We start from the raw sequence: 24736 nt of genomic DNA, 5'->3' as shown, positions 1-24736 counted from the left end.
TGGAATGGATGACCTGGCGGGCTTTCTCGTTAGCCGTAGGGTGGGCTTCAGCGCACCGGCAAGATCAATCCCTTTGGTGGGCTGAAGCCCGCACTACATGGCTACGTGGTCCGCCAACCAGACTATTCCAGGCGCCGATAGCGGTAATGGTGGGGTTTGAATATCTGATTGAAATACCGCCCCAGAGAATCGGCCTCGAGCAGCGCCTGTACCACGTCTGCGGGCACCTTCTCGTAGCGGTACAGCGAACCGTTGTGAAACAACACTTCCAGCGCCTGCTCGTCAGGGTCGTATCCCAACTCCCGAAGGCTGCGGGAGGTGACGGCGACGCGCTTCATACCGCCGGATCGGGTTGTTGCTTGAACCCTTCGGCCTGCATTCGCCACAGCGCGTCGAACTCGCCGCCACGGCGGCGCAACTCGTGCGGTGGGCCATCCTCGACGATGCGCCCGTCGCGCAGCACGATGATCCGGTCGAAGCTCGACAGGGTCGACAGCCGATGCGCCACCGCCACCACGGTGCGGTTGTGCACCAGATCATTGAGTGCGACCTGGATTTCGGCTTCGGACTGGGTATCGAGCGCCGACGTGGCCTCATCGAGGATCAGGATCGGCGCGTTCTTCAGGAACGCCCGAGCGATGCCTAGACGCTGACGCTGGCCGCCGGAGAGCATCACCCCACGCTCGCCCACCAGGGTGTCGTAACCCTGCGGCAAGTCACGGATGAAACCATCGCAAAAGGCGCTGCGCGCGGCCTCGATCACCTCTGCGTCGGTCGCAGAGGGGCGACCGTAGCGAATGTTCTCGCGAATGCTGCGATTGAACAGCGCGGTTTCCTGCGGCACCACTGCGATGCGTTCGCGCAGGCTGTCCTGGCTGACGCTGCGGATGTCCTGCCCGTCGATCAGGATGCGCCCTTCCTGCACGTCGTCCAGGCGTTGGATCAGGTTGATCAGGGTCGACTTGCCGGCGCCGGACGAGCCCACCACGCCGACCTTCTGCCCGGCCGGAATATGCAGGTTGAGCTGCTGAAACACCGTACCGCGGCCGGGATAGCTGAAGCTGACGTCGTTGAAGGTGATATCGCCCTCGGCGAGCAGCAACTGCGCGTCGCTGTCGGTGAGACCATGCGGCTGGACGATGATGCGCAGGGTGTCGTCGATGGCGCCGACCTGCTGCGTGGTGTCCACCAGCGCCAGAGCCAGGTCACGCGAGCCATGCAGGATGCGGAACGTCAGCGCACTGACCAGCACCACGTCGCCAGCGGTCACCGAGCCCCCGATCCATAAATTGATCGCCCAGATCAGCATGCCGCCGGCCATCACCGACAGGCAGATGTCATGCATCACCCGCGCCTTTTCCAGGTACATCCAGCTGCGGCGTTGGGCGCGTGCTTCGTAACCGATCTCCTGTGCGAGCCGCTCGGCCTCGCGGTCGCGGGCTGAGAAGGCCTTGATGGTCCATACGTTGGAGACCGCATCCACCAGCTCGCCGCCGACCCGAGCCGACTGGGCGGCGAAGCGCTGATGCTTGGCGCGGCCACGAATGCCGAAGCCGGTGATCAACGCGGCGACGATGGCGACGAACAGGATCAGCGCCACGGCCATGCGCACATCCACCGTGAGCAGCACCACCACGGCACCGAGAAAATCGACGATGGGCGGCACGATCTTCCACGCCAGCCCGCCGTAAATGGCGCCGGCCGCCTGGCCCACCGCGGAAATGCGATTACCCAGCGAGCCGGCGAAATGCTCGCTGAAGTAGCGCATCGGATGGCCGGTCAGGTGTTTGAACAGATCGACGCGCAGGTCCACTACGCTGGCCACCACGGTGCGGCAGCCGAGCCAACCGCCGAGACGCCAGAAGACGTTTTCGATGACGATCAGGCCGATGAACAACCCCAGCGGGAACCAGACGTTGGCGGTGCTGCGGTCCGAACTGCCCTGGGCCATGGAATCCACCAGCAGCTTCATGCCGTACTGCACGGCCACAGCGCAACTGGCCGCACCCACGATCAACGCAAGCAGGCCGCCGAAATGCCAGGGTCTTGCACAGATGTAACGCCAGAGAAAGACCACTGGCCGGCTCGGTAGCGGAGCCGGCTTCGGTTTCGCCTTTGGAACCCCGGCCGGCGCGTTCATGTGACGGCTTCTTCGGTGTATTGCGGCGCTGGGCTTTGCTGGCTGAAACGGTGTTGTTGCAGCCGCAGCTCGTCGGCCAGCCCGTCATGGATGCGGCGATTGCCGTTTTCATCTGGAAAGCCCAGCAGCCCGACCGGGCAGTGGCGATCGTCGGTCCAACCCGGATAGTCCAGCACCGGATACAGGCAGATCCCTTCCACCGGCACGCCGCGCTGCATGGCCAGTCCCGCCTGCTCGCTGACATAACGCAGCCAGTCGCCGCGCACGTCACCCTCGGCACCGGTTTCGGCAATCACCAAGGGGCGTTTGTAGCGCTGCCAGATCTCGCTGAGGATGCCCTTGAAAGGACGATAGTCCGGGTTGTCGCGCTCGATGGTGCGGCCATCGCCGTGGTACCACTGGTTATCGGAGTAGTAATTGACACCCAGCACGTCGAGGTATTCCGGCGCACCGCCGAGGCCAGGCCAGGCCTCGCCGCAGAGCATATCCCAGGCCTCGAACTGTGACTGCCGGAGGCGTTCGGCGTCGCGCTGCGGTCCTGGCCTGTCGTTGGGCGATACCACATGGATGGCCGGGTCGACCTGGACGAAGCGCGCCCGTGGGTCGACGGCACGGATCGCTTCCATGGCGGCGATGGTCGCCCGCACCAGCTGATGCTTGAGCTCGAAACCGCGCCCTCTGGCCATAGGATTGAAATAGGCGACGTCTCCGCCAGCCCAGGCCCAAAACGAGATCTCGTTCAACGGTGCGTAGAACGGCACAGTGCCGGTTTCGTCCTTGACCAGCTGGGCAACTGCCCCGGCATAGCGGGCAAACCGGTCGACGAATTGCGGTCGCCAGATGTCGAGGTCATCCGGCCAGCCGTAGTGGCACAAATCCCAGATCACCTGGGTCCCCTGCCGGTGCGACGCTTGCAGCATTGGCAGAAAGCTCGACCAGTCGTACTGCTCCGGCGTGCGCTCGATCAGGTGCCAGCGCAGGCCGTCGCGCACGCTGTGCAGGCCATGACGGTGGAGCACGGCGTAATCATGCGCGGCCCAGCGATCATGTCCGGTAGCAGCGAGCAGATCAAGCCGCCGGCCATCGCTGCGACGATGGTTCGAGCATTCGAAGCCGCCCAGAAAAAAGCTTTGGAACAGCGTTGGCTGATGCATCGCGTGCCTCGTTTTTTCAGGGAGCCTGTTCGGCCAGGGAATGACTGTGCTCGGCGCTCTCGCCAGCCGCTGGTCCGTGCTCGGCCTCCTCGATGCGCTTGTACACGGCCAGCGCCTGACCGACCACCTGGTCCATGTTGTAGTACTTGTAAGTACCGAGCCGGCCGACGAAGGTGACGCCCGGCGTCTCGTCCGCGAGTTTCTGGTAGCGCTTGTACAACTCGGCGTTCTCCGGCCGAGGGATCGGGTAGTAGGGGTCGCCTTCGGCCGAGGGGTATTCGTAGGTGATGCTGGTCTTCGGGTGCACTTGCCCGGTGAGGTGCTTGTACTCGCTGATGCGCGTGTAGGGCACGTCCTCGCTCGGATAGTTGACCGTGCCGACCGCCTGGAATTGCTCCTGATCCAGTTGCTTGTGCTCGAACTTCAGCGAGCGATAAGGCAGCTTGCCGAAGCGGTAATCGAAATATTCGTCGACCGGCCCGCAGAAAATCAGGTGATCGAACTGCACCTCGTCTCGGATCTCGCGGTAGTCGGTGTTGATCATCACCTTGATGTTCGGGTGCGCGAGCATCTTCTCGAACATTTTGGTGTAGCCGTACTTGGGCATCTGCTGGAAAGTGTCGGTGAAGTAGCGGTCGTCGGTGTTGGTGCGTGTGGGAATGCGCGAGGTCACCGACTTGTCCAGCTGCGACGGGTCCAGGCCCCACTGCTTGCGGGTATAGCCGCGGAAAAACTTCTGATACAGCTCGCGACCTATGCCGTTGATCACCACGTCTTCGCTGGTCTGAATGTCCGCCACCGGCTCGGCGCGGCTGGCGAGGAAATCGGCTGCTTCCTGCTCGGTGGTCATTTCGAGGCCGTAGAGCTTGTTCAGCGTGGTCATGTTGATCGGGATCGGTACTTCCTGCCCGTCTACCTGCGCCAGTACGCGGTGCTCGTAGGGGCGCCACTCGGTGAATCGCGAAAGGTAATCGACGATGCGCTGGGCATTGGTGTGGAAGATGTGCGGGCCGTAGCGGTGGATCAGCACGCCGGCTTCGTCGTAATGGTCATAGGCATTGCCGCCGATGTGCGGGCGGCGGTCGACCACCAACACGCGCTTGTTCAACCCGGCCGCCAGGCGCTCGGCTAACACGCTGCCGGCGAAACCGGCACCAACGATCAGGTAGTCGAATCCCCGCCGGCCGCTGGAGGCGCGTTCGCTGGCGCCGCCGCCTGCGTGCTCGGGATTGCTGTCTCGCAGGCTCAGATCGCGCATTGCATCTTCTCCTTCATCAACGCCCAGGTGTGGTCCCAGGACATGTCTCCCAGAATCTCGTCAGCGGTTTTCAGCAGGCGGTCGCGGTCCTCACCGTCGGCCAGGGCCTTCTCGACCGAGGCGATGAACGCCTCCGGCGTGTCGGCGATGTAGACGATCTCGGTATCCCCATAGGTGCGCACCACGTCCTTGATCGGCGTGGACACCACTGGGCATCCACCGGCGAGATATTCCGGGGTCTTGGTGGGGCTGATGAACCGGGTCGACTCATTCATCGCGAAGGGCATGATCGCCACGTCCCAGCCAGACAAGTATTGGGGCAACTCATCGTACGTCTTGCCGCCCAGGTAGTGGATGTTGTCACGCTGCGGCAGGTCGGCCGGGTCGATCTTGACCACCGGGCCGACCAGTACGAACTGCCATTCGGGGCGCTTCACGGCGATCTCAGCCACCAGCTGGATATCGAAACGCTCGTCGATCACGCCGTAGAAGCCCAGGCGCGGCTGCGGGATTTCGGCCTGGTCATCGGGATCGGCCTGGGTCCGCCGGGCTTCGGCGAAGTGCGCCACGTCGACACTGCTTGGGAAGGCGAAGGCGTTGTCGTGAAGCTCACGCTTGGCTTCCCAGATGCTGTAGCCGCCGGTGAAGACCACGTCGGCGCGCTGCAGCAATTCACGTTCGCGCTGCACCAGTTCCGGCGGCGCGCCGCGAAACGCGGACAACTCGTCCATGCAGTCGTAGACGGTGAGCTTGGGCTTCAAATGTCCGGCGTAGCCCAGCGCCATCGGCGTGTAGTACCAGAGCATCAGTTCGTTGGCGCCGAGCTTGGCCAGATAGCCGTCGAGCAGGTCACGTTGCACGCGCAGCGCCGTCTCGCCTTCGCAGCCTTGCGGCAGGCGCGGCACCAGGACCTGCACGCCGTTCTCCTCGGGGCGTACCTCCAGCCACGGCTGGGCATCCTCGGTGGGGATCGGTTCCTCGAAGAACAGCACGTTGTAATCCCGTGCGAACCGGGACATCAGGTGCTGGGGGCGCTGGTAGACGAAGCTCCAGCGCAGATGCGACAGACACAGCAGCGTAGGCGCCAGCTCATCGAAAACGACTTCGGGCGACGTCTCCTGCTTGTTGGGGGATTTTCCAATCTCGTATTGGTAAGGGCCGGCCCAGCTCATGGCTACCTCTTGCTGATTGCGAAGTCCTCCAGAGTCCGTTCTGCCGCATCGCATGAGCCTGCGCAGCCTGCACAGGCGGAAGAAAAGTCGGATTCGCTAGCGCACGAACCCTCAGGCGTCACCAAGCGCAACCCGCCGGCTATGGACGACACAGGGCAAGTCAAGGTTCCCCATGCCGTCGCTGGGAGGTCGGTCATCGGCTGACCGTCGCCGCGTTGGAACTTGGCCGCCCTTCCTCCCGTCCCTATCACAGGACGCCTGATTTGCCGGTATCGGCGTTGCGTGCTTCGGCAGTGAAGAAGCGCCTCCCGTTTTTGCCGTACCCAACCTTGGAGATGCATGCAGCGGCCGCGCTCATACGGCCAGCCGCGCATCCCCCGTGCGCGTCGAATAATTTCGGTATGCGAGGTAGACACATGATTCTCGTAACAGGTGGAGCGGGTTACATCGGGTCGCACGCCGTGCTGGAGCTGCTCTTGGCGGGCCACGAAGTGCTGGTATTGGACAACCTTTGCAACAGTTCCAAGGTTGCGCTGGAACGGGTCGAAGCCCTCGCCGGCCGCCCGGCCCAGTTCATCAAGGGCGACGTGCGCAATCGCTCGCTGCTCAATGCCCTGTTCGCTTCCTATCCTGTGAGCGCCGTGTTGCATTTCGCAGGGCTCAAGGCCGTCGGCGAGAGCGTGCGCGAACCGCTGCGCTACTACGAGACCAATGTCAGCGGCAGCATCGCGCTATGCCAGGCGATGGCCGAAGCCGGCATTTTCAAGCTGGTATTCAGCTCATCGGCGACGGTCTATGGCGATTCCCCGCGGATGCCGATTACCGAGAACTGCCCGACCGGCTTACCGACCAATCCCTACGGCCAGTCCAAGCTGATGGCCGAAAATGTACTCAAAGGGCTGGCCGAATCTGATCCGCGCTGGTCGATCGCCCTGCTGCGCTACTTCAACCCGATCGGCGCACATGAGTCCGGGCTGATCGGCGAAGACCCCAATGGCATCCCCAACAATCTGCTGCCCTACATGCTGCAGGTGGCGGTCGGTCGCCGAAAGCAGCTGAACGTCTACGGCGCCGACTATCCGACCCCGGACGGCACCGGCGTGCGCGACTATATCCATGTGGTCGACCTGGCCAAGGGCCACTTGAAGGCGCTGGACCAGCTGAATCGGGTTCACGGCGTTTGCGTCTGGAATCTCGGCACCGGCCGTGGCTACTCGGTACGGCAGATGATCACGGCGTTCGAGGAAGTCATCGGCCGACCGCTACCGCATATGTTCAGGGCGCGCCGTCCGGGCGATATTGCCCAATGCTGGTCGGACCCGACCAAGGCCCGCGAGGAGCTCGGCTGGCAGGCGGAAAAGGACCTGCTGACGATGCTCACCGACGCCTGGCGCTGGCAGAGCCGCAACCCGCAGGGTTATGCCGCAGACAAGGTCACGGTCAAGCAGGAGGCGAACGCCGCCGCCAACACCGCGCTGGCCAGCTAAGGACTTGCGCGGCGATGGCGAGGCTAGTCGTCAGGGCGCGCAGGCCAGCTCGCGGCGAATCTTCGATACGTCGAGGCGGCGGTTCTGCTGAACCACACCGGTCAGCTGTGGGTCACGCACCGCCAATCGCAGCAACGCCTCGCGAATTTGTACGCTAGTGGCGCAGGGATTCAGCGAGGCGTAAAGCGCTGCCGCTCCGGTTACATGGGGCGTCGCCATGGACGTCCCACTCATGTAGGCGTAACCCGCGGTACCGGTCGCGGTCGGAACCGTTGAGAGGATATCGACGCCAGGTGCCGCGATGTGCACGCTGTTGGCGCCGTAGTTGGAAAAATAGGCGCGCTGCCCGGTTCGCTCGATGGCAGCCACCGCAATCACGTTGGGCAGCTTGTAGCTGGCCGGATAGGTCGGCGTCGTATCGAGGTTGAGCCCGTCGTTTCCTGCCGCTGCAATGAACAGGATATTGGCCTTCCCCGCCGCCTGAATCGCGTTATACAGCGCCTGCGAATACCCGCCACCGGACCAGGAATTGTTGGTGGCAACCAGATTGATTTTCCTCGCGAGCTTGAGCTGCGTCAGGTAATTGATGGCCTTCACCGCGTCGGCCGTGGTGCCACCGTTTACGCCGAGAAATTTCGCGGTGATGTATTTCGCCGTTGAGCAGACACCGACCACGCCGGCACCGTTGTTCGCCACCGCCGCGATGGTACCGGCGACATGGGTGCCGTGATCGTCGACCGGCCCATCGAATATGCTGGCGTTGTTGGCGGCGAAATCCCAACCCAGGATGTCGTCGACCAGGCCGTTGCCGTCGCTATCCAGGCGATCGGCCCGACTGCCTTCGCCGGCGTTGATCCAGACATTGGCGCGCAGATCACCATGAGTCGCCATTACCCCTTCATCGACGATGCCGACATGGATCTTTTTGGAGCACAGCGCGCCGGCGTTCCAGGCAGCCAGGGCACCGCTGCCGTAGGGATGGGTCGGCGAAGTGGTCGCGCCCTGTAATCCCCAGAGCATGCCGAGCCCCGGGTCGTTGGGGTTGGTTACCTGCGTGTGATAGATCCAGTTCGGTTCGACGAACTCCACCGTTGGATCGGCGGCGATTTCGGCAAGGAGCGCCGCGTTCACCCTTTTGCCCTTACCAAGCCTCGCGCGGATCAGATCACCTTTGGCATCTCTGCGAGCCGCTTTGTCGAGCAGCTTCTGCGCCCGCTTGGCGCCGCGCCTGGTCAGCGCAGTTTCCTTGCCCACTTCCGACGCATCGGCCTTGAATTGCACCAGCAGCTCGCCTTCGACGAAAGGCCTGCCTGCCTTGAGCGAAGCATCCACCGTCGGATCCTGTTTTGCTGACACCTGCGCCGCTCCGGTAACCAGCAGCGCACACAGACCCAGACCGACACGCCGTTTTATGACCATCACTGTTCTCCTTGAACGACTGCAGACAGCCCGCCCATTGCAGGCATCCCCAGAACGGGTTGAGGCGAATGTAACGGGAAGTTAGGCAGCGTTTTAGCGGCGCCGGACGAGCGACGCGCCGTTTGTCGGTAGCGCTTAATCGTGCTGAGTTCGGCCACCGAACGGCAGCGCGGTCGATTTCACATCGATCTATCAGATGGCTTTAGCAACGGCGCGCCCAGGCTGAAGCGGAGCACCGCGGCTACGCCCTCGAAGCCACACCCCGCTGTCGCTACGCAGCTGAGTCCATCTCGTTACGGAGCCACGCGGCCAGTCGCTCCGCACGACGATCCGGCTGACGAGATGGCACCCATAGGGCCAGCCTGGCTCGAGTCTCGACAAACCCCCAAGGCGCCAGCAAGCGTCCCTGGCGCAGATCATCAGCGACCAATTGCTGCGGCGCGATGGCCACGCCGAGACCGGCCAATGCTGCTTCCAGCAGAAAATAAAGGTGCTCGAAACCCTGCCCCATCTTCAATCGGGCCGGATCGAGCCCGTTACCGCTGGCCCAGGCCGGCCAGGCCTGCGGCCGGGACGCGGTGTACAACAATGGCTCGCTCAACACGTCACCCGGCTGCGCCTGGCTCAATGCTGAACAGCGCGGATGGTGTGGGCTCAACACCGGACCGATGCGCTCGACGGCCAGCTCGTGCACTTGCATATCGGCCGGCCACGGCGGTTCCGCGTACCACAGTGTGGCGTCCAGGCCGGTGCGCCGGGGGTCCAGTTCGCCTTCGCTGGCAGACAGCTGCAAATGCAGATCCGGCAACTCGCGGTTGAGGCGGTCGAGTCGCGGGATAAACCAACGGGCCAACAGGCTGCCCGGGCATCCCAGGACGAACGGCGCATCGGCGGTCTGCTGGCGCAGCTCAATACAAGCCCCGCGGAGCCGTTCGAAGGCATCGCCTGCCGCATCCCTCAGCCGCAACCCGGCATCGGTGAGTTTTACGCCGCGTCCTTCCTTGCTGAACAGCGCCACGCCAAGGTGCTCTTCCAGCACCCGGATCTGTCGGCTGACGGCGCCGTGGGTGACGCTGAGCTCCGCCGCCGCTTGGCTTACGCTCTGCAGCCGAGCAGCCGCCTCGAAGGCACGCAGGGCATTCAGTGGGGGCAGAGCTTGGTTCATTGGTGATATTTCCTGACAGGTTGAGGCGATCTTATCGCTTTTTATCGAGGGCCAAGTCAGTTAGTTTTCGATCCATCGCGCATCCGCCATTACGCGGAGCACCGCTTCCCTGCAGGAGATGACCATGACCTCATTGCGCAACGGCCCTGACGCCAAGGGCCTGTTCGGCCACTTCGGCGGTCAGTACGTCGCCGAAACCCTGATGCCGCTCATTCATGAGCTGGCCGCCGAATACGAAAAAGCCAAGACCGACCCCGAGTTCGCCAAGGAACTGGCCTACTTCCAGCGCGACTACGTCGGCCGCCCTTCCCCGCTGTACTTCGCCGAACGCCTGACCGAGCACTGCGGCGGCGCGAAGATCTACCTCAAGCGCGAAGAGCTGAATCACACCGGCGCGCACAAGATCAACAACTGCATCGGCCAGATCCTCCTGGCGCGGCGCATGGGCAAGCAGCGCATCATCGCCGAGACCGGCGCCGGCATGCACGGCGTGGCCACCGCCACCGTCGCCGCGCGCTTCGGCATGCAGTGCGTGATTTACATGGGCACCACTGACATCGACCGTCAGCAGGCCAACGTCTTCCGCATGAAGCTCTTGGGCGCCGAAGTGATCCCGGTCACCGCCGGCACCGGCACCTTGAAAGATGCGATGAACGAAGCCCTGCGCGACTGGGTGACCAACGTCGACACCACGTTCTACCTGATCGGCACCGTCGCCGGCCCGCACCCCTACCCGGCCATGGTCCGCGATTTCCAGGCCGTGATCGGCAAGGAAACCCGCGACCAGCTGCACGCCCAGGAAGGACGCCTGCCCGACTCGCTGGTCGCCTGCATCGGCGGTGGCTCCAACGCCATGGGCCTGTTCCACCCCTTCCTCGATGACCAGAGCGTGGCGATCATCGGCGTCGAAGCGGCCGGCCACGGTATCGAGACCGGCCAGCACGCGGCGAGCCTCAACGGCGGCGTCCCCGGCGTACTGCACGGCAACCGCACCTTCCTCTTGCAGAACGAAGACGGCCAGATCATCGATGCCCACTCCATCTCGGCCGGCCTCGACTACCCCGGCATCGGCCCCGAGCACGCCTGGCTGCACGACATTGGCCGTGTCGAGTACACCTCGATCACCGACAAGGAAGCACTCGACGCCTTCCACAAATGCTGCCGTCTTGAAGGCATCATTCCGGCCCTGGAGAGCGCCCACGCGCTGGCCGAAGTCTTCAAACGCGCACCGACGCTGCCGAAGGATCACCTTATGGTCGTCAACCTCTCCGGCCGCGGTGACAAGGACATGCAAACCGTCATGCACCACTACGACGAACAGGAAGAACATATATGAGCCGCCTGCAGACGCGCTTCGCCCAGCTGAAACAGGAAAACCGCGCCGCGCTGGTGACCTTCGTGACCGCCGGCGATCCGGACTACGCCACCTCGCTGGAGATTCTAAAAGGCCTGCCCGCCGCGGGCGCTGACGTGATCGAGCTGGGCATGCCCTTCACCGATCCCATGGCCGACGGCCCGGCGATCCAGCTGGCCAACATCCGCGCCCTGACTGCCAAGCAGGACCTGGCGAAAACCCTGCAAATGGTCCGCGAGTTCCGCCAAGGCAATCAGGACACGCCGCTGGTGTTGATGGGCTACTTCAACCCGATCCACAAGATGGGCGTGGAGCGCTTCCTGGCCGAAGCCGTGGAAGCCGGCGTGGATGGTCTGATCGTCGTCGACCTGCCGCCGGAACATAACGAAGACCTCTGCGACCCGGCCCAGGCCGCAGGCATCGACTTTATCCGCCTTACCACCCCGACCACCGACGACAAGCGCCTGCCGGTCGTGCTCAACAATAGTTCCGGCTTCGTCTACTACGTCTCGGTGGCGGGTGTGACCGGTGCCGGTTCCGCCACGCTGGAACACGTCGAAGAAGCCGTTGCGCGGCTGAAGCGCCACACCGACCTGCCTCTCTGCATAGGCTTCGGCATCCGCACCCCCGAACAGGCCGCCGCCATTGCCCGTCTGGCTGATGGCGTAGTCGTCGGCTCGGCGCTGATCGACCAGATCGCCAATGCCGAATCGTCCGAACAAGCCGTAAACGGTGTTCTGAGCCTGTGCCGCGACTTGAGTGAAGGCGTGCGAACAGCACGCGGCTGAGCTGATCCGGTCGCGACCCAAAACCGCTGCGCCCGTTTGGGTCCAGCGGTTTCTTTTTGAGTTAGAGGATCAGGCTCCACTCAGCTGGCTAGAGATCACTCGGGGCGGAGCCTCCTGCAAACTTGCATTGAAATGCAAAATACCATCGGCTTCGCCTTTTTATTTGCACTTTATTGCAATCTTGAATGGGTGGGCCTAAGGTTATTTGCAATGAAGTGCAAACTGAACGCTAGCCATGCCTTATCGCCTCTCCCTCCAGGTTTTCACTGATTCACGATGGCAGGACGCTGCCATCCTGACATTCACGCACCCGAAGAAAATCGATACGGCTCGCTGCACAATCGGTTACGACCATACTTATCTCATCGAGCACCTGGACGCGCTGGATACGCCGTTCTCCCCGTCCGTGGCCGTGTGCAATCGACTTGGCTGGAACAGTCAGCATTCGGTCGGCTTTCCAGCCTTTATCTATGACCTGCTGCCCTCCGGTGCGGCTCGCAAGTCGTTGCTAAAGCGCTTCGGACACGAGCGGCCTGAGGACCTCGCCCTCGATCTGTTCCTCCTTGAACGTTGCACGCCTGCCCCCATCGGGCACCTGCGGATAAAGGAATCCGTGGCTCACCTCGGGGAAAGCGACGTGGCCTTCCCCCGCGCAGAAGTTGTCACGCGAACCAATACGTTTCTCGAGTACGCCTATGAGCAGGGCGCAGCCATCGGCGGTGCGACCGGTGCGGGCGGCGAAGCGCCCAAGCTGCTGCTAGCCGAAGATGCCGCAGGCGAGTTGCATGCTGACGCCACGCTGGCCGATGAAAAGGTATGCCGGCACTGGCTCGTAAAGTTTGCCCGTAACCAGGCCGGTGAACGAGACCGGGAAATTCTGCGCGCCGAATATCACTACTACCGGGCCATCAACCAGCTTGGGCTGGATACCATCCCAGCCGATGGGCTGGCCCTGGAAGAGGATGAAAAACCCAGCCTCTGGATGCCTCGCTTTGATCGCCGCGTGGTGGACGGCCAGGTCAAGCGAATCGCCGCGGAGTCTGTCTACTCGATCTGCAACAACGTTCAGCCCGGGTCGCACATGGCCCACGAACAGGTCGTCGCGCGGTTGGTTGAACTGTGGATCGAAGCCGGCCAGAAGGCGGACGTCGAAGATCTGGTTTTCGAATACGTCCGCCGAGACTTGCTGAATCGCCTGCTGGGTAATTCAGACAATCATGGTCGCAATACTTCGATTCTTCGCCATGCAGACCGGCTAACGCTGGCGCCTATTTACGACCTTGCGCCAATGGTGCTCGATCCCGAGGGCATCACGCGCGTCACCAAATGGAAAGACGAGCGACTCGGCGAGCCGCAATGGAGAGCGGTATGCGATGCGCTGGCGCCTTTTGCGCCAGCCGACATCACCTTTGAGCGCCTCCGTGACGCAGCGCGTTCATTCCTCGCCCTGCCAGATTTGCTGCTCGATCTTCCGCCGGCCATCAGAAAGGCCGACAACCGGCTGCCCGTGCTGAAAGCCGCAGCCAGCCTCAAGGCTTGGGGTTTACTGTGAAAAACATGACGATTGAAGAGCGCGACCGGCTCATTCGCTCGATCTGCCAGCAAGTTGCCGCCGGCACGCTGGGCATGCCCGAGGCGATCAAGCGGTTGCGCATCGAAGTCACCGGCCTGAACCAGGCTCAGTTTGCCAGGATGTGCAAGATATCCATGCGTGCGCAGAACCATCTGGAGCATGGCGACGGTAACCCTACGCTGAAGACACTCCAATCCGTGTTCAGGGTATTCGGAATGCGGATTTCGCTGGCTATGGTGGATGCCTATGCCGAGCCCACGGGCCAGCCGCCGTCGGCGTGAGAACCGCGGCCCGCCACGCCGTTTGGCATCTGCTGTCCGAGCTCGGCGCTTCGGGTGATTTCTGCGCCGCATGGCGCCAGCTGAACCGCATCGATCCGCCTCAGGCGTTTCGCTGAACGGCATCGGATATAACCATTGCCTCCCTTTCGTCATCCGCCATCGATCAAAGCCCCGCCCTTATAGTCGGATGAAAACGACAGGCGGACGGCATCCGCCCCGCATCGCTGCCAAGAGGGCTCCTAATGACAATTCCCCCCATCGCATTGAAAGACGGTCATGACATCCCCCAGCTCGGCCTCGGCGTGTTTCAGATTCCCGCCGAGAAGACCCGCCAGGCCGTGCTGGACGCCTTCGACATCGGTTACCGGCACATCGACACCGCCGCCATCTACAAGAACGAAGAGGGTGTGGGGGAAGCCATCGCAGCGGCCGGCTTGCCACGCGAAGAGCTTTTCATCACCACCAAGCTGTGGAACGACCAGCAGGGTTACGACAGTACCCTGCGTGCCTTTGACGAGAGCATGGCAAAGCTGAAGCTCGACACGCTCGATCTGTACCTCATCCACTGGCCCTGCCCGCAGCGGGGTGAATTTCTCGCCACCTGGAAAGCCTTCCTGCGCCTGCGGGAAGAGGGCCGCGTGACGTCCATCGGCGTGTCGAACTTCCGCGTCGAAGACATCGAACTGCTGATCAGCGAAACCGGTGAGGTCCCGGTGGTGAACCAAATCGAGCTACATCCGTATCTGCAACAGCGGGAGCTGGTCGAATATCACGCCGCCAAGGGCATGCCACCGAGGCCTGGAGCCCACTTGCGCGTGGCGGTGATGTGCTTGCCGACCCAGCCATCAAGACAATGGCGGAAAAGTACGGCAAGACGCCCGCGCAGGTTGTGCTGCGCTGGCATCTGGACAACGGGTTCGTGATTTTCCCGAAGTCGGTCCATGCTGAACGACTGCGCGAGAACTTCGACCTGTTCGACTTCTCCCTCGATCCTGACGACATCTCGAAGATCGCCACCCTTGATCGCGGCGAGCGCATCGGCCCTGATCCATCAACCCTGAACTGAGGAGGCCGCATGGATTACATCAATCTTGGACGAACCGGGCTGAAGGTTTCACGACTCTGCCTGGGCTGCATGACCTACGGCATTCCCGACCGAGGCAAACATCCCTGGACACTGGATGAGGCGCAGAGCCGGCCGTTCATCAAGAAGGCGCTGGAGCTGGGCATCAACTTTTTCGACACGGCCAATGCCTATTCCGATGGGACCAGCGAGGAGATCGTTGGCCGCGCGCTGAAGGACTTCGCGCGTCGCGACGAAGTGGTGCTGGCAACCAAGGTCTACATGCCGCTACGGGATAAACCGAACAACGGCGGCCTGTCGCGCAAGGCGATCTTCAATGCCATCGACGAGAGCCTGCAGCGCCTGGGCACCGACTATGTCGATCTGTATCAGATTCACCGCTGGGACTACGCCACGCCCATCGAAGAAACCCTCGAAGCGCTGCACGATGTGGTCAAGGCCGGCAAAGCGCGCTACATCGGCGCCTCGTCGATGTACGCCTGGCAATTTGCCAAGGCGCTGTACACAGCAGACCGTCACGGCTGGACCCGTTTCGTCAGCATGCAGAACCACGTCAACCTGCTCAACCGAGAGGAAGAGCGCGAGATGCTGCCGCTGTGCGCCGCCGAGGGCATCGGGGTGATCCCGTGGAGCCCACTGGCCCGCGGTCGACTGACCCGCGACTGGGACACCAGCAGTGCGCGCAGCGAGACCGATGACTTCGGCCGCACGCTGTATGGCGCCACCGAGGAAGCAGACAAGCGCGTCGTAGAAGCGGTGGCGCGGATCGCCGAGGCACGGGGCGTACCGCGGGCGCAGGTGGCGCTGGCCTGGGTGGCGCAAAAGGCCGAAGTGACGGCCCCGATTATCGGCGCCTCGAAGCCGCATCACCTGGACGACGCCGTCGCCGCGCTCGAATTAAGGCTGAGCGAGGATGAAATCGCCGAACTCGAAAAGCCCTACGTGCCGCATCCCGTGGTTGGTTTCAGCTGAGGCCGTCGCCGCCGTTCTGCTTGATCGCACCCACCTACGGCTGCAGCGATATCCATCGATACCGAGCCCAGCCGCAACCCGCAGGGTGGGCCGGGCGGCGCTCCGCTTTAGCCCACCACACGCCTCATCGGCTAGGGCATCGGCTGCCCTTCTTTGGACGGCCAGCCGGTATTGGTGGGCTGAAGCCCAGCCTACGAATTTCCCGCTCACTTGGTACCCGCCTCGCAAAACAAACCAGCACCCATCGATGACCAATATCAGTCGGCTCGATTTCGACAGCGCCGTGCGGGCGCGTAGCATGCCCTGCACATCCCCAGTAGCCATTCGAGGAAAGTGTTCATGCCTGATACCCCTTACGTACCGCCCAAGGTCTGGACGCACGACGCGCCGTCGGGCGGCAAGTTCGCCAGTATCAACGCCCCCACCGCCGGCGCGCGGGAGGAGAAGGCGTTGCCGGTGGGCAAGCATCCGCTGCAGCTGTATTCCTTGGCCACGCCCAACGGCGTAAAAGTCTCGATCATGCTTGAAGAGCTGCTCGCGCTCGGCCACAGCGGCGCCGAGTACGACGCCTGGCTGATCAAGATCGGTGACGGCGACCAGTTCGGCAGCGGCTTCGTCGAGATCAACCCGAACTCCAAGATACCGGCATTAACCGACCACAGCGTCGAGGGCGAACCGCTGCGCGTGTTCGAGTCCGGCTCGATCCTTGTCTACCTCGCCGAGAAGTTCGGCGCTTTTCTGCCCACGGAAATCCGCGCGCGCACCGAAACCCTGAACTGGCTGTTCTGGCAGATGGGTTCGGCGCCCTTCCTCGGTGGCGGCTTCGGGCATTTTTACGCCTATGCGCCGGAGAAGTACGAATACCCGATCAACCGTTACGCCATGGAGGTCAAGCGCCAGCTCGACGTGCTGGACCGCCAGCTGGCGGAAAACCGCTTCGTCGCGGGCGATGAATACAGCATTGCCGACATGGCGATCTGGCCCTGGTACGGCGTGCTGGTCCTCGGCGAACTGTACGAGGCGGGCGAATTTCTCTCAGTTCAGGAGTACAAGCACGTACAACGCTGGGCCGCCGAAGTCGCGGAGCGCCCCGCTGTGCTCCGTGGACGCAAGGTCAACCGCACGTGGGGTGAGGAGTCGGAACAGGCACCCGAGCGCCACGACGCATCGGACCTCGGCTGAGCCTGGCATGGGCTGAGGGAACCCCTCAGCCCAATTCGCTCATGCGCCCTGTCCCACTAGTCCGTTGCCAGCGCCTTTCGCCGCCACCCCAACGCTCGTTGGCTTAACCCTCCGCTGGCTGCGACCGCTGATCCCTCCGTTCTGAACTATAGCCGTACGGCCAGACCCAATATTCATGAGCGTTGCTCTTACGCAACCGATGACTCGGCCGTTGTCATGGCTGCTCGCACCCAGGCGTGCCGTAAGGCGCTTGATAAGCGCAACGCTCGGCATACCCAGTTGTTAAACACAACGCGAGGTGACTCATGAAACACACACTGGTCGCAGCGTTCGCAACGCTGACCGATGCCAGCCGCACCCAGGGCGATCTGATGTCGCGGGGCATCGCGAAAGAGCAAATTCATTCCGTAGGCGCTGATAGCGCGGACATTCATGCCTATGACGCGCCCTACTCCACCGCTGGCGGCACCGTGGACCGCACGCATCACGAATCCAAGGTTGCGCATTTCTTCAAGTCGCTGTTCGGCCATGAGCCGCATGAAGACCATCGCCGCCACGCCACGGCGTATCCGGAGGCAGTGCGCCGAGGCTCGTTGGTGATCGCGGTCGACGTGTACGACGAAGATCAACTGATTCGCGCGCGTGATGCGCTCGAGTACAACGGCGCACTCAGTATTGATGACAACGGCGCCAGCTCCAGCTCCAGCTCCAGCTCCAGCTCCACCCCAGGCTATACCGGGCCTACCAGTCCCTATGCTGGCGCGACCGGTGGCGACAGCCATCTCGACAAGCATTTCACCGGATCGAACGCCACGACCTCGAATGCAGCCACGACCGCGCACACCCGCTCCGATGACGATCGGCTCAGCCACGCCGCCGGCGCGGGACCGACCGATGACGCGTTGCCAACCGACCACAACCGCACAGCGACAGTCGACACGGGGCAATACGATGTCGGCAGCAGCGCAAAACGAGCCGGTACGGATTATCCAGACACCTTGGCCACCAATCCTGTGACCGGTGGCGGGAATACCGCGCAAGGCTCCAGTGTCGGTGAGCACCCAGCCGCAAACGGCGCCGGCTCCAAAGGGGCCGGGACCTGCAGTGACCGAGTCTGCGTGATCCAGCGGCCTAGCTGATTGCTCGATAGTGCATGACAGGCCGCGACCTGCGGCCTGTCATGAACGTAACGTGGACAACGGCAACGCCTGCTTCACCGTACAGGTGCCGCGAAGGGATCCGGGTGTTGTGCCAACCATCTCTCTTAGGATGGGCTGGGCGGCGCTCTGCTTAAATCCACCACCCAGTTTTCAACGCCAGAAGCGCACCGGCACCGTGCCTCCCTCCCACGCGCCTAACCCAGCGCCCGTCGCAGCCCCGCCCGGCCGATGGTCAGCGCCAAACCATCCTCAGCAAGCCCGAGGGCGGCATTGATCAGGGGCTGCGGCTGGTAAGGCTTGCGCAGGCTCAGCCCGATCTTCGACGACACCAACGCTGCCGTCGCACCGATCAGTGCAGGCAGCACTACCGGCTCACGCCGCATGCCCGCCAGCGCTGCCGCCGTCACGCCACCGGACAGCGCGCGGAACATCATCGACGGGACAATGGTGCGATCCGGCGCAAAGGGCATCTTGTCACCCAGCAGTTCGGCTGCCGCCATCGGCAAGAGAACTTGCTGCACCGAGTGCGAGGCCAACGTACGCGCCGGCTCGTCGGCATAATCGATATCGTCATGCGCGGCCAGCGCTCGGCTGGTCATCGTCGGCGCCAACGTGCTGCGCATACCCGTTACCAGGCCAAGCGCCAATGCGCCCCAAAACAGATTGCTGGATATTGTCATCGTCGAGTCTCCCGGTGGTTATCTATACCGACCGGGCACGGGACGAAGGCGTTCAGCCGAGCGGATGGGCTGTCGTCAGACAGCCTGGATTCGCAAGCGCCACCGCGCCCTCGGTAGGACGTGGCATTGTCGAAGATGCAAAAAAGGCGGCGCTAGGCCGCCTCTTTCATACCCGGTACATCACTGACCGAGCAGACCGGCACCCTGTGCCGAACCGAAAGCAAAGCCGATGAATTCCTGGACCCTCATCTCGCGACCGTTGAAGTTCACCCGATCATTGGCGTAGTGCAGGGAGCTGATCAGGCGCTCGCCGTCCAGCCGGGACCAGCCCGAGTCGAGTGCCATGTTGCTGAACAGGTCAGTGCTGGCGTCGGCTTCCTGCTTCAGCGCCACAGGGTCCAGCTGCCCTCCCGCCTGCCGGCGCTGCGCGACGAGGCTGACCATATCGCGCACCAGACCTTTGTCGATACCGGCGTCGGCCTTGAGCGAGGCCAACATGCTGGAAATCATCGCGTCGGGGGTGAACGCCTCTGCGCTTGGCTCGCGCAGATCCACCACGACGGACAGGCGAGCCGTGCCGTGAGCGGTTTCGAAGCCGAACTCCTCGAGGGCCAGAGTGGGGTTGTGCTCGAGTAGCTGCAGGGCCAATGCCTGCAGTTCCTGTTGTTGGTCATCGGTCATGCTGGCAATCGATTCTTCCGGCGTTGGACCACTGCCGAGTATTTCCTGGTAACGATCGGCCAGCGCCTTGAGCTTGCTCCCCTCGAGATTGCGTAAGCCGAAAACCAGAGCAAGGTTACGGAAGGTCTGCCCCTGCGCGTCTACCCGACCGACACGGTAGCCGGCCGACAGGTCGAGGCCGCGGTCGCCCTCAGCCAGTGCGGCGTTGAACGACGCGTCCTGGATGATCACGGCAGGCTCGTCACCGGCCTGGATCTCCATGCGCTTGAGGGTTATAGCCGACGGCCCCAGGGCGAAGCCATTGGCATCTTCCTTGTTGTCGACGCTCAGGTTGATACCGCGCACGCTCATGCGTATCGGCTTGTCGACGGCGCTGTGTTGCAGGTTGACGTCGATTTCCGGGAGCTCGCCGTTCATCCGTACGGCGGTGGCGTTCTTCGCCGCGTCGAAATTGATCGTGCCGGACGAGACGCGAACCGCGCCATCTTCATCTTCGAAGTTGAATGCGGCCGAGCGCAGATCGCCGTATTGGCGGCCGTCGTAGCCGATAGTGGTGTCGCCCACCAGCGGGCTTTCGCCTGAGGCGGCATCGAACAGCTTTTCGGTCAGCGGGGTCCGCTCGAGCTGGGCGTGGCTATGGGCGGCGACCGGCATCAGTTGACCGCGAGCCAAACGCGAGATGGGAAATGGACCGTGCTCAAGGTGGTCTTTCAGCAGAACCAGGTAATGCCTGATGTTGCCGTCGTCGTCAGGCACTTCGACGTCGACCTGATAGCGCGCCGAGCTGGACAGCAGACCGCGCTCGAAGCTGAGCAGCTTCAGGCTGACGTCGGCACCGGCGCCGCCCCCCATCTGGCGCAGCTTGACGTTGGCTTGGTCAACGGCATCGCGAGCGATCGATTCGACCTGGGTGCCGGTGTAAAAAGTGGCGGCTCCGATAAGGGCCAGGGGTACGGCAACGGCGAGTGCGAGTTTTTTCATGGAAGCATCCTGTGCGGCGGCTGGGCAGACGTCCTGTCAGCCGATGGTTGGCAAGCGGCGGCACTCTAGCAGCGCGCCTGCCCAGGCTCCAGCGCACCAGGTAACGGGATGGGAAGCGTGAGAACGTTGCAGCAAACCGCGACGCGCTATCACCAGTGGTAGAGCCCATAGACGATCACGCCAACGCCGAAACCCATCTGGGCCAACAGCAGCGCGCGGATGGCGAAGGTGTAGCTGATGACCGGGTTCTGTCCCAGCGCATCGTTGGTAAATAGCCGATAGCTGGCCGGAAACTCGGACTCGATCTCCCTGAGCGCCGTGATGGTCAGCTGCAACAGCTGACGGCTACGCGCATCGACAAGCCAGAACACCATGGCCAGCAACACGGTGAAGGCCCCCAGCAGCACCAGCAAACCTGGCGAGAAGCCGCGCTCCAAGGCGGCCAGCACACCGCCATCGGCAAAGATCGCCAGCACCACGAAGAAGTTGAACCCACGCAGGCGCTGCTCGGCATTGAGCTTGAAATGCGCCCAAACAAACCCTCGACTGTCCATGCGCTCACCTTTATCGAAACGCCATCCCGCCCGCATCGAACAGCTCGACGTCAGGTGCCTCGCTGGCTACCCACATGAGAGCCTCGCCCGTCTCGATAAATCCCTACCGCAGTAGGCGATCTTGCGGTAGTAGCCGACGTGCGCGGCAACGGCGACTGTACGTGGAGATCCGTGCCTTGATAGCTACACGCGCTTTCAGCGTGAATCCGAGCTGGTTTGGATTTCGACCTTACCGCCCGTTATGGCAATCGCCTGGCTGTTGCTGAATGGCCGAAGGTCCAGGGTGTCGCCGTACTTGATCAAGGCCTGCTGGACCACATCTTTAAAGGGCGCGTTTCCGTAATGAGGTAGCGGGTAAAAATCCAACAATGCGAGCGCCGCAAAGGAGTCGAGATCTGGCGCGGCGCTGGCATCGTCCAGCTCTTGCAGGTACTCGATGCTCGGAGCAAGCACGGCAGAGCCGGCGGACTCGCCGATATAGCACTTGCCTGCCCTGACCTGCTCAGCGATCAGTTTGTCCGCGCCGGTCCGCTTCAGCTCCTGCAGCAGAAAGAAGGTGTTGCCGCCTGCCACGTAAATGAAGTCATTGGATTCGAGCTTGTCGACGATGTCTTCCGGGCGGGCCGCCGACACCTCAAGCTCATCGATGATCAGCCCTGCATCAATAAACGCTTCCCTGGCCGCAGTGAGATAGGCATTCACTTCCTCACCAAGGCTTGCAGTAGGGATCAACGTCACCGTTTTGCCCTTGCACTGTCCGCTGGTGAAGGTAACAAACAGGTCCGCAACGTCGGCAAATGAAGATGTCAGGAAAATATTCATATCTACCCCGTTAATTAGATGCCAGCGGGCCTGTTCCGCTAAGACTGAACCGGATTATCAGGTAGAGGACAGTCGCTTCCCCTACGCGTGCCGCCAACGCATCACTTGGCCAATAAAGCGCGAACCTGGGCGACCGCCTGCGCCTCCCGGCTGGCCCAGTCTCCGGCGATTTCCACGAAGGGTCGCTGGTGAAGGTCGAGCCAGCTCCGGCAGGCGTCATGAAAACGCCAGCGATCAACAGCATCCGGCTGGCAGCGCTGGCCGTCGCCATGCCACCCGACGCCTTCCGGCGATAGCAACAGGTGCTGGTCGTAGCGGCGGGCGAGCAGCTCGTCTTCCAGCCACGCAGGGCAGCTGCCGAATAGCGTCTGGCTCCAGATCACGTTGCTCAGTAGGTGAGTGTCGAGGATCAGCAATTCAGGCGCCCTGTCCCGCGCGGCGTCTTCCCACGCCAGTTGGCCGCGTGCAATGGTGGGGATGTCGTCCAGGCAGGTGTCGCGCTGTTCCCGGTCGATGAAGTGACGGACGTATTCGCCCACCACCAACCCACCAAAGCGCTGCTGCAACCGTTCGGCGAGCCAGCTCTTGCCGGTGGATTCGGCTCCTGTCAGCACCAACACCTTCATTTCACGGTTATTCTCGCGCCCCGTATCAATCGACACCGACAAAACCTCCCGTCTGGTGCTTCCACAGGCGTGCATAGAGGCCGCCCCGCTCGATCAACTCGGCATGGGTGCCGGTCTCGATCACCCGGCCCTCGTCGATCACCACCAAGCGATCCATGCGCGCGATGGTCGACAGCCGATGTGCGATGGCGATGACCGTCTTGCCCTCCATCAGCGTATCAAGGCTTTCCTGAATGGCTGACTCGACTTCCGAATCCAGCGCCGAAGTGGCTTCGTCGAGCACCAGAATGGGCGCGTCCTTGAGCAACACCCGAGCGATGGCGATGCGTTGGCGCTGACCGCCGGAGAGTTTGACGCCGCGCTCGCCAACCTTGGCCTCGAAGCCCAGGCCGCCCTGGCTGTCGTCCAGGGTGGCGATAAAGGCATCCGCGCGGGCCTTGCGCGCCGCCGCCCAAAGCTGTTCATCGCTGGCGTCTGGTCTGCCGTAACGCAGGTTGTCGCGGATCGACCGGTGCAGCAGCGAGGTGTCCTGCGTGACCATGCCGATGTTGGCGCGCAGGCTTTCCTGGCTGACCTCGGCGACGTCCTGTCCGTCGATGAGGATGCGCCCGCTTTCCAGGTCGTAGAGGCGCAGCAGCAGGTTGACCAACGTGGACTTGCCGGCGCCGGACGGCCCCACCAGGCCGATTTTCTCGCCGGGACGGATATCGATGCTCAGCCCGCTGATCACCCCGCCGCGCTTGCCGTAGTGGAAATGCACATCGTCGAAGCGTACGCCGCCCTGCTCCACCTCCAGCGGTTTGGCGCCTTCGCGGTCAATGACGTGGCGCGGCTGGACGATGGTCTGCATGCCGTCCTGCACGGTGCCGACGTTCTCGAAAATGCCGTTGACCACCCACATGATCCACTCGGACATATTGTTGATGCGGATCACCAATCCCAGCGCCAGGGCGATGGCACCGGTGGTGATCAGCGCCTCGCTCCACAGCCACAGCGCCAGCGCGCCGGTGCCGACGATCAGCAGGCCGTTCATGCAGGAGATCAGCAAATCCAGGCTGGTGATGATGCGCGACTGCAGCTGAAATTTGCCGAGCAGCTCCTGCATGGCCTCGCGTGCGTAGCCTTCCTCTTCCTTTGAGTGAGCGAACAGCTTGAGCGTGGCGACGTTGCTGTAGCCGTCCACCACGCGGCCCATGACTTTCGAGCGCGCCGCGGAAGCGGCCGCCGAGCGCGCCCGAATGCGCGGCACGAAATACCAGAGCGCTGCGGTGTAGCCGATTATCCACAGCACCAAGGGCACGATCAGGCGCAGATCGGCGGCGGCGAACAGGTACAGCGCGCTGCCGGCGTAGACCACCACATGCCACAGCGCATCGATCACCTGCATCGCCGAATCGCGCAGCGATGGGCCGGTCTGCATTACGCGCTGGGCGATGCGCCCGGCAAAATCGTTCTGGAAGAAATTCAGGCTCTGCTTGAGCACGTAGCGATGGTTCTGCCAGCGGATCAGGTTGGTCAGCCCCGGGTTGATCGCCTGATGGGTCAGCAGGTTGTGCAGGCCGAACACCAGGGGCCGGATGATCAGCGCCACCAGCGCCATCCACAGCAGCGCGTTGCGGTGCTCGACGAAGAAGGTCCGCGCATCGCTCGTCGTCTGCGCCATGTCGATCAACTGGCCGAGAAAGCTGAACAGCGCCACCTCGATCAACGCCGCGAAGAAGCCGACCACTATTACGGCGGTCATCAAGGGCCAGACCTGCTTCAGGTAGTGAGCATAGAAGCGCAGCATGCCGGCCGGCGGCGCGACGTCAGGGCTGGGTTTGAAGACATCGATCAGGTTTTCGAAACGGCTGAACAACATGGGGAACGGTCTGCTCTGGCAAATGAGGGCGGCAGCGACGCCACAGCCGACGTAGGTTGGATTAGCCGAAGGCATAACCCGACAATCGGGTGAATTGGTACGATTTCGATGTGTTGCGATGCATGCGTTTATCCGGCGATAAACGACGGAAGCGCCTGCAGCGATTCCATCCTACAAAAAGCTTCCGCCACACGGCGATTGTTGGACGCCACCAGCCAACGTAGGTTGGATTAGCCAAAGGCGTAATCCGACAGTCGGGAAGGTTGGCTCGGTTGCGGTGTGGACGATGGATTCGGCCGTTTCTCGATAAACGACGGAAGCGCTTCCAGCGATTCCATCCTA

At 62.7% G+C, this 24736-nt stretch carries 23 protein-coding genes; 10 read left to right on the top strand and 13 right to left on the bottom strand.

Features of this window, described 5'->3' with window-relative positions:
* Positions 1-122: 122 nt before the first annotated feature.
* The 5 genes from CH92_RS00390 to CH92_RS00370 are packed head-to-tail and all read right to left on the bottom strand — an operon-like array spanning position 123 to position 5724.
* The gene (locus CH92_RS00390; RefSeq protein ID WP_025239821.1) at positions 123-338 is read right to left on the bottom strand and encodes a KTSC domain-containing protein; all 216 of its coding nucleotides are present in this window, start codon (positions 336-338) and stop codon (positions 123-125) included.
* Positions 335-2140, bottom strand: a complete 1806-nt coding sequence (locus tag CH92_RS00385; RefSeq protein WP_025239820.1) for an ABC transporter ATP-binding protein — start codon at positions 2138-2140, stop codon at positions 335-337. Before CH92_RS00385 ends, CH92_RS00390 begins: the two co-directional genes overlap by 4 nt.
* Positions 2137-3294 (bottom strand): beta-glucosidase, encoded by a 1158-nt coding sequence (locus CH92_RS00380; RefSeq protein WP_025239819.1) that lies wholly within the window; start codon positions 3292-3294, stop codon positions 2137-2139. Before CH92_RS00380 ends, CH92_RS00385 begins: the two co-directional genes overlap by 4 nt.
* A gap of 16 nt (positions 3295-3310) precedes the next feature.
* Positions 3311-4552 (bottom strand): UDP-galactopyranose mutase, encoded by a 1242-nt coding sequence (glf, locus tag CH92_RS00375; protein WP_025239818.1) that lies wholly within the window; start codon positions 4550-4552, stop codon positions 3311-3313.
* Positions 4540-5724 (bottom strand): glycosyltransferase family 1 protein, encoded by a 1185-nt coding sequence (locus CH92_RS00370; protein WP_025239817.1) that lies wholly within the window; start codon positions 5722-5724, stop codon positions 4540-4542. Before CH92_RS00370 ends, glf begins: the two co-directional genes overlap by 13 nt.
* A 416-nt stretch (positions 5725-6140) precedes the next feature.
* Here CH92_RS00370 and galE point away from each other — a divergent pair, with 416 nt between their 5' ends.
* A complete protein-coding gene (galE, locus tag CH92_RS00365) occupies positions 6141-7211 on the top strand; it encodes a UDP-glucose 4-epimerase GalE (RefSeq protein ID WP_025239816.1) in 1071 nt (356 codons plus the stop codon).
* A gap of 30 nt (positions 7212-7241) precedes the next feature.
* On the opposite strand, the gene CH92_RS00360 is transcribed toward galE, so the two are convergent.
* Together CH92_RS00360 and CH92_RS00355 are read right to left on the bottom strand one after the other, a co-directional pair.
* Positions 7242-8630 carry a S8 family peptidase gene (locus tag CH92_RS00360; RefSeq protein WP_025239815.1) on the bottom strand — a complete coding sequence of 463 codons (1389 nt, stop codon included), beginning with the start codon at positions 8628-8630 and terminating at the stop codon, positions 7242-7244.
* A gap of 271 nt (positions 8631-8901) precedes the next feature.
* On the bottom strand, positions 8902-9795 hold the full coding sequence (locus tag CH92_RS00355) for a LysR family transcriptional regulator (RefSeq protein ID WP_025239814.1): 894 nt from the start codon (positions 9793-9795) through the stop codon (positions 8902-8904).
* Positions 9796-9913: 118 nt separating this feature from the next.
* Between CH92_RS00355 and trpB the strand changes: the two genes are divergently transcribed.
* The 9 genes from trpB (at position 9914) to CH92_RS00315 (ending at position 18168) form a co-directional block, all read left to right on the top strand.
* The gene (gene trpB, locus CH92_RS00350) at positions 9914-11131 is read left to right on the top strand and encodes a tryptophan synthase subunit beta (protein ID WP_080689953.1); all 1218 of its coding nucleotides are present in this window, start codon (positions 9914-9916) and stop codon (positions 11129-11131) included.
* Positions 11128-11937, top strand: a complete 810-nt coding sequence (trpA, locus tag CH92_RS00345; protein WP_025239812.1) for a tryptophan synthase subunit alpha — start codon at positions 11128-11130, stop codon at positions 11935-11937. Before trpB ends, trpA begins: the two co-directional genes overlap by 4 nt.
* Before the next feature lie 235 nt (positions 11938-12172).
* Positions 12173-13489, top strand: coding sequence for a type II toxin-antitoxin system HipA family toxin (locus tag CH92_RS00340; RefSeq protein ID WP_025239811.1), 1317 nt, complete (start codon positions 12173-12175; stop codon positions 13487-13489).
* Positions 13490-13494: 5 nt separating this feature from the next.
* The gene (locus CH92_RS00335) at positions 13495-13791 is read left to right on the top strand and encodes a helix-turn-helix transcriptional regulator (RefSeq protein WP_051517578.1); all 297 of its coding nucleotides are present in this window, start codon (positions 13495-13497) and stop codon (positions 13789-13791) included.
* Between the two features lie 242 nt (positions 13792-14033).
* Positions 14034-14714 (top strand): aldo/keto reductase, encoded by a 681-nt coding sequence (locus CH92_RS00330; RefSeq protein ID WP_423832763.1) that lies wholly within the window; start codon positions 14034-14036, stop codon positions 14712-14714.
* Positions 14645-14857, top strand: a complete 213-nt coding sequence (locus CH92_RS22460; protein WP_423832761.1) for an aldo/keto reductase — start codon at positions 14645-14647, stop codon at positions 14855-14857. Before CH92_RS00330 ends, CH92_RS22460 begins: the two co-directional genes overlap by 70 nt.
* A gap of 9 nt (positions 14858-14866) precedes the next feature.
* On the top strand, positions 14867-15847 hold the full coding sequence (locus tag CH92_RS00325) for an aldo/keto reductase (RefSeq protein WP_025239809.1): 981 nt from the start codon (positions 14867-14869) through the stop codon (positions 15845-15847).
* A gap of 339 nt (positions 15848-16186) precedes the next feature.
* A complete protein-coding gene (yghU, locus tag CH92_RS00320; protein ID WP_025239808.1) occupies positions 16187-17029 on the top strand; it encodes a glutathione-dependent disulfide-bond oxidoreductase in 843 nt (280 codons plus the stop codon).
* 305 nt (positions 17030-17334) lie between these two features.
* Positions 17335-18168, top strand: a complete 834-nt coding sequence (locus CH92_RS00315; RefSeq protein WP_025239807.1) for a hypothetical protein — start codon at positions 17335-17337, stop codon at positions 18166-18168.
* A 215-nt stretch (positions 18169-18383) separates the two neighbouring features.
* On the opposite strand, the gene CH92_RS00310 is transcribed toward CH92_RS00315, so the two are convergent.
* From CH92_RS00310 to CH92_RS00285, 6 genes are all read right to left on the bottom strand, one after another.
* Positions 18384-18869, bottom strand: a complete 486-nt coding sequence (locus CH92_RS00310; RefSeq protein WP_038622641.1) for a DUF4126 family protein — start codon at positions 18867-18869, stop codon at positions 18384-18386.
* Positions 18870-19049: 180 nt separating this feature from the next.
* Positions 19050-20531 (bottom strand): YdgA family protein, encoded by a 1482-nt coding sequence (locus CH92_RS00305; protein ID WP_025239806.1) that lies wholly within the window; start codon positions 20529-20531, stop codon positions 19050-19052.
* 149 nt (positions 20532-20680) lie between these two features.
* Positions 20681-21085: a hypothetical protein gene (locus CH92_RS00300; RefSeq protein ID WP_025239805.1), complete on the bottom strand. Its 405-nt coding sequence runs from the start codon at positions 21083-21085 to the stop codon at positions 20681-20683.
* A 195-nt stretch (positions 21086-21280) separates the two neighbouring features.
* A complete protein-coding gene (locus CH92_RS00295) occupies positions 21281-21907 on the bottom strand; it encodes a Type 1 glutamine amidotransferase-like domain-containing protein (RefSeq protein ID WP_025239804.1) in 627 nt (208 codons plus the stop codon).
* Positions 21908-22008: 101 nt separating this feature from the next.
* Positions 22009-22533 (bottom strand): AAA family ATPase, encoded by a 525-nt coding sequence (locus tag CH92_RS00290; protein ID WP_025239803.1) that lies wholly within the window; start codon positions 22531-22533, stop codon positions 22009-22011.
* 25 nt (positions 22534-22558) lie between these two features.
* Positions 22559-24394, bottom strand: a complete 1836-nt coding sequence (locus CH92_RS00285) for an ABC transporter ATP-binding protein (RefSeq protein WP_025239802.1) — start codon at positions 24392-24394, stop codon at positions 22559-22561.
* Positions 24395-24736: the final 342 nt, after the last annotated feature.

Source organism: Stutzerimonas stutzeri, from assembly GCF_000590475.1.
Classification (GTDB): Bacteria; Pseudomonadota; Gammaproteobacteria; order Pseudomonadales; family Pseudomonadaceae; genus Stutzerimonas; species Stutzerimonas stutzeri_D.
Note: the sequence above shows the minus strand (reverse complement) of the source record. Positions and strands in the feature narration are given on the sequence as shown.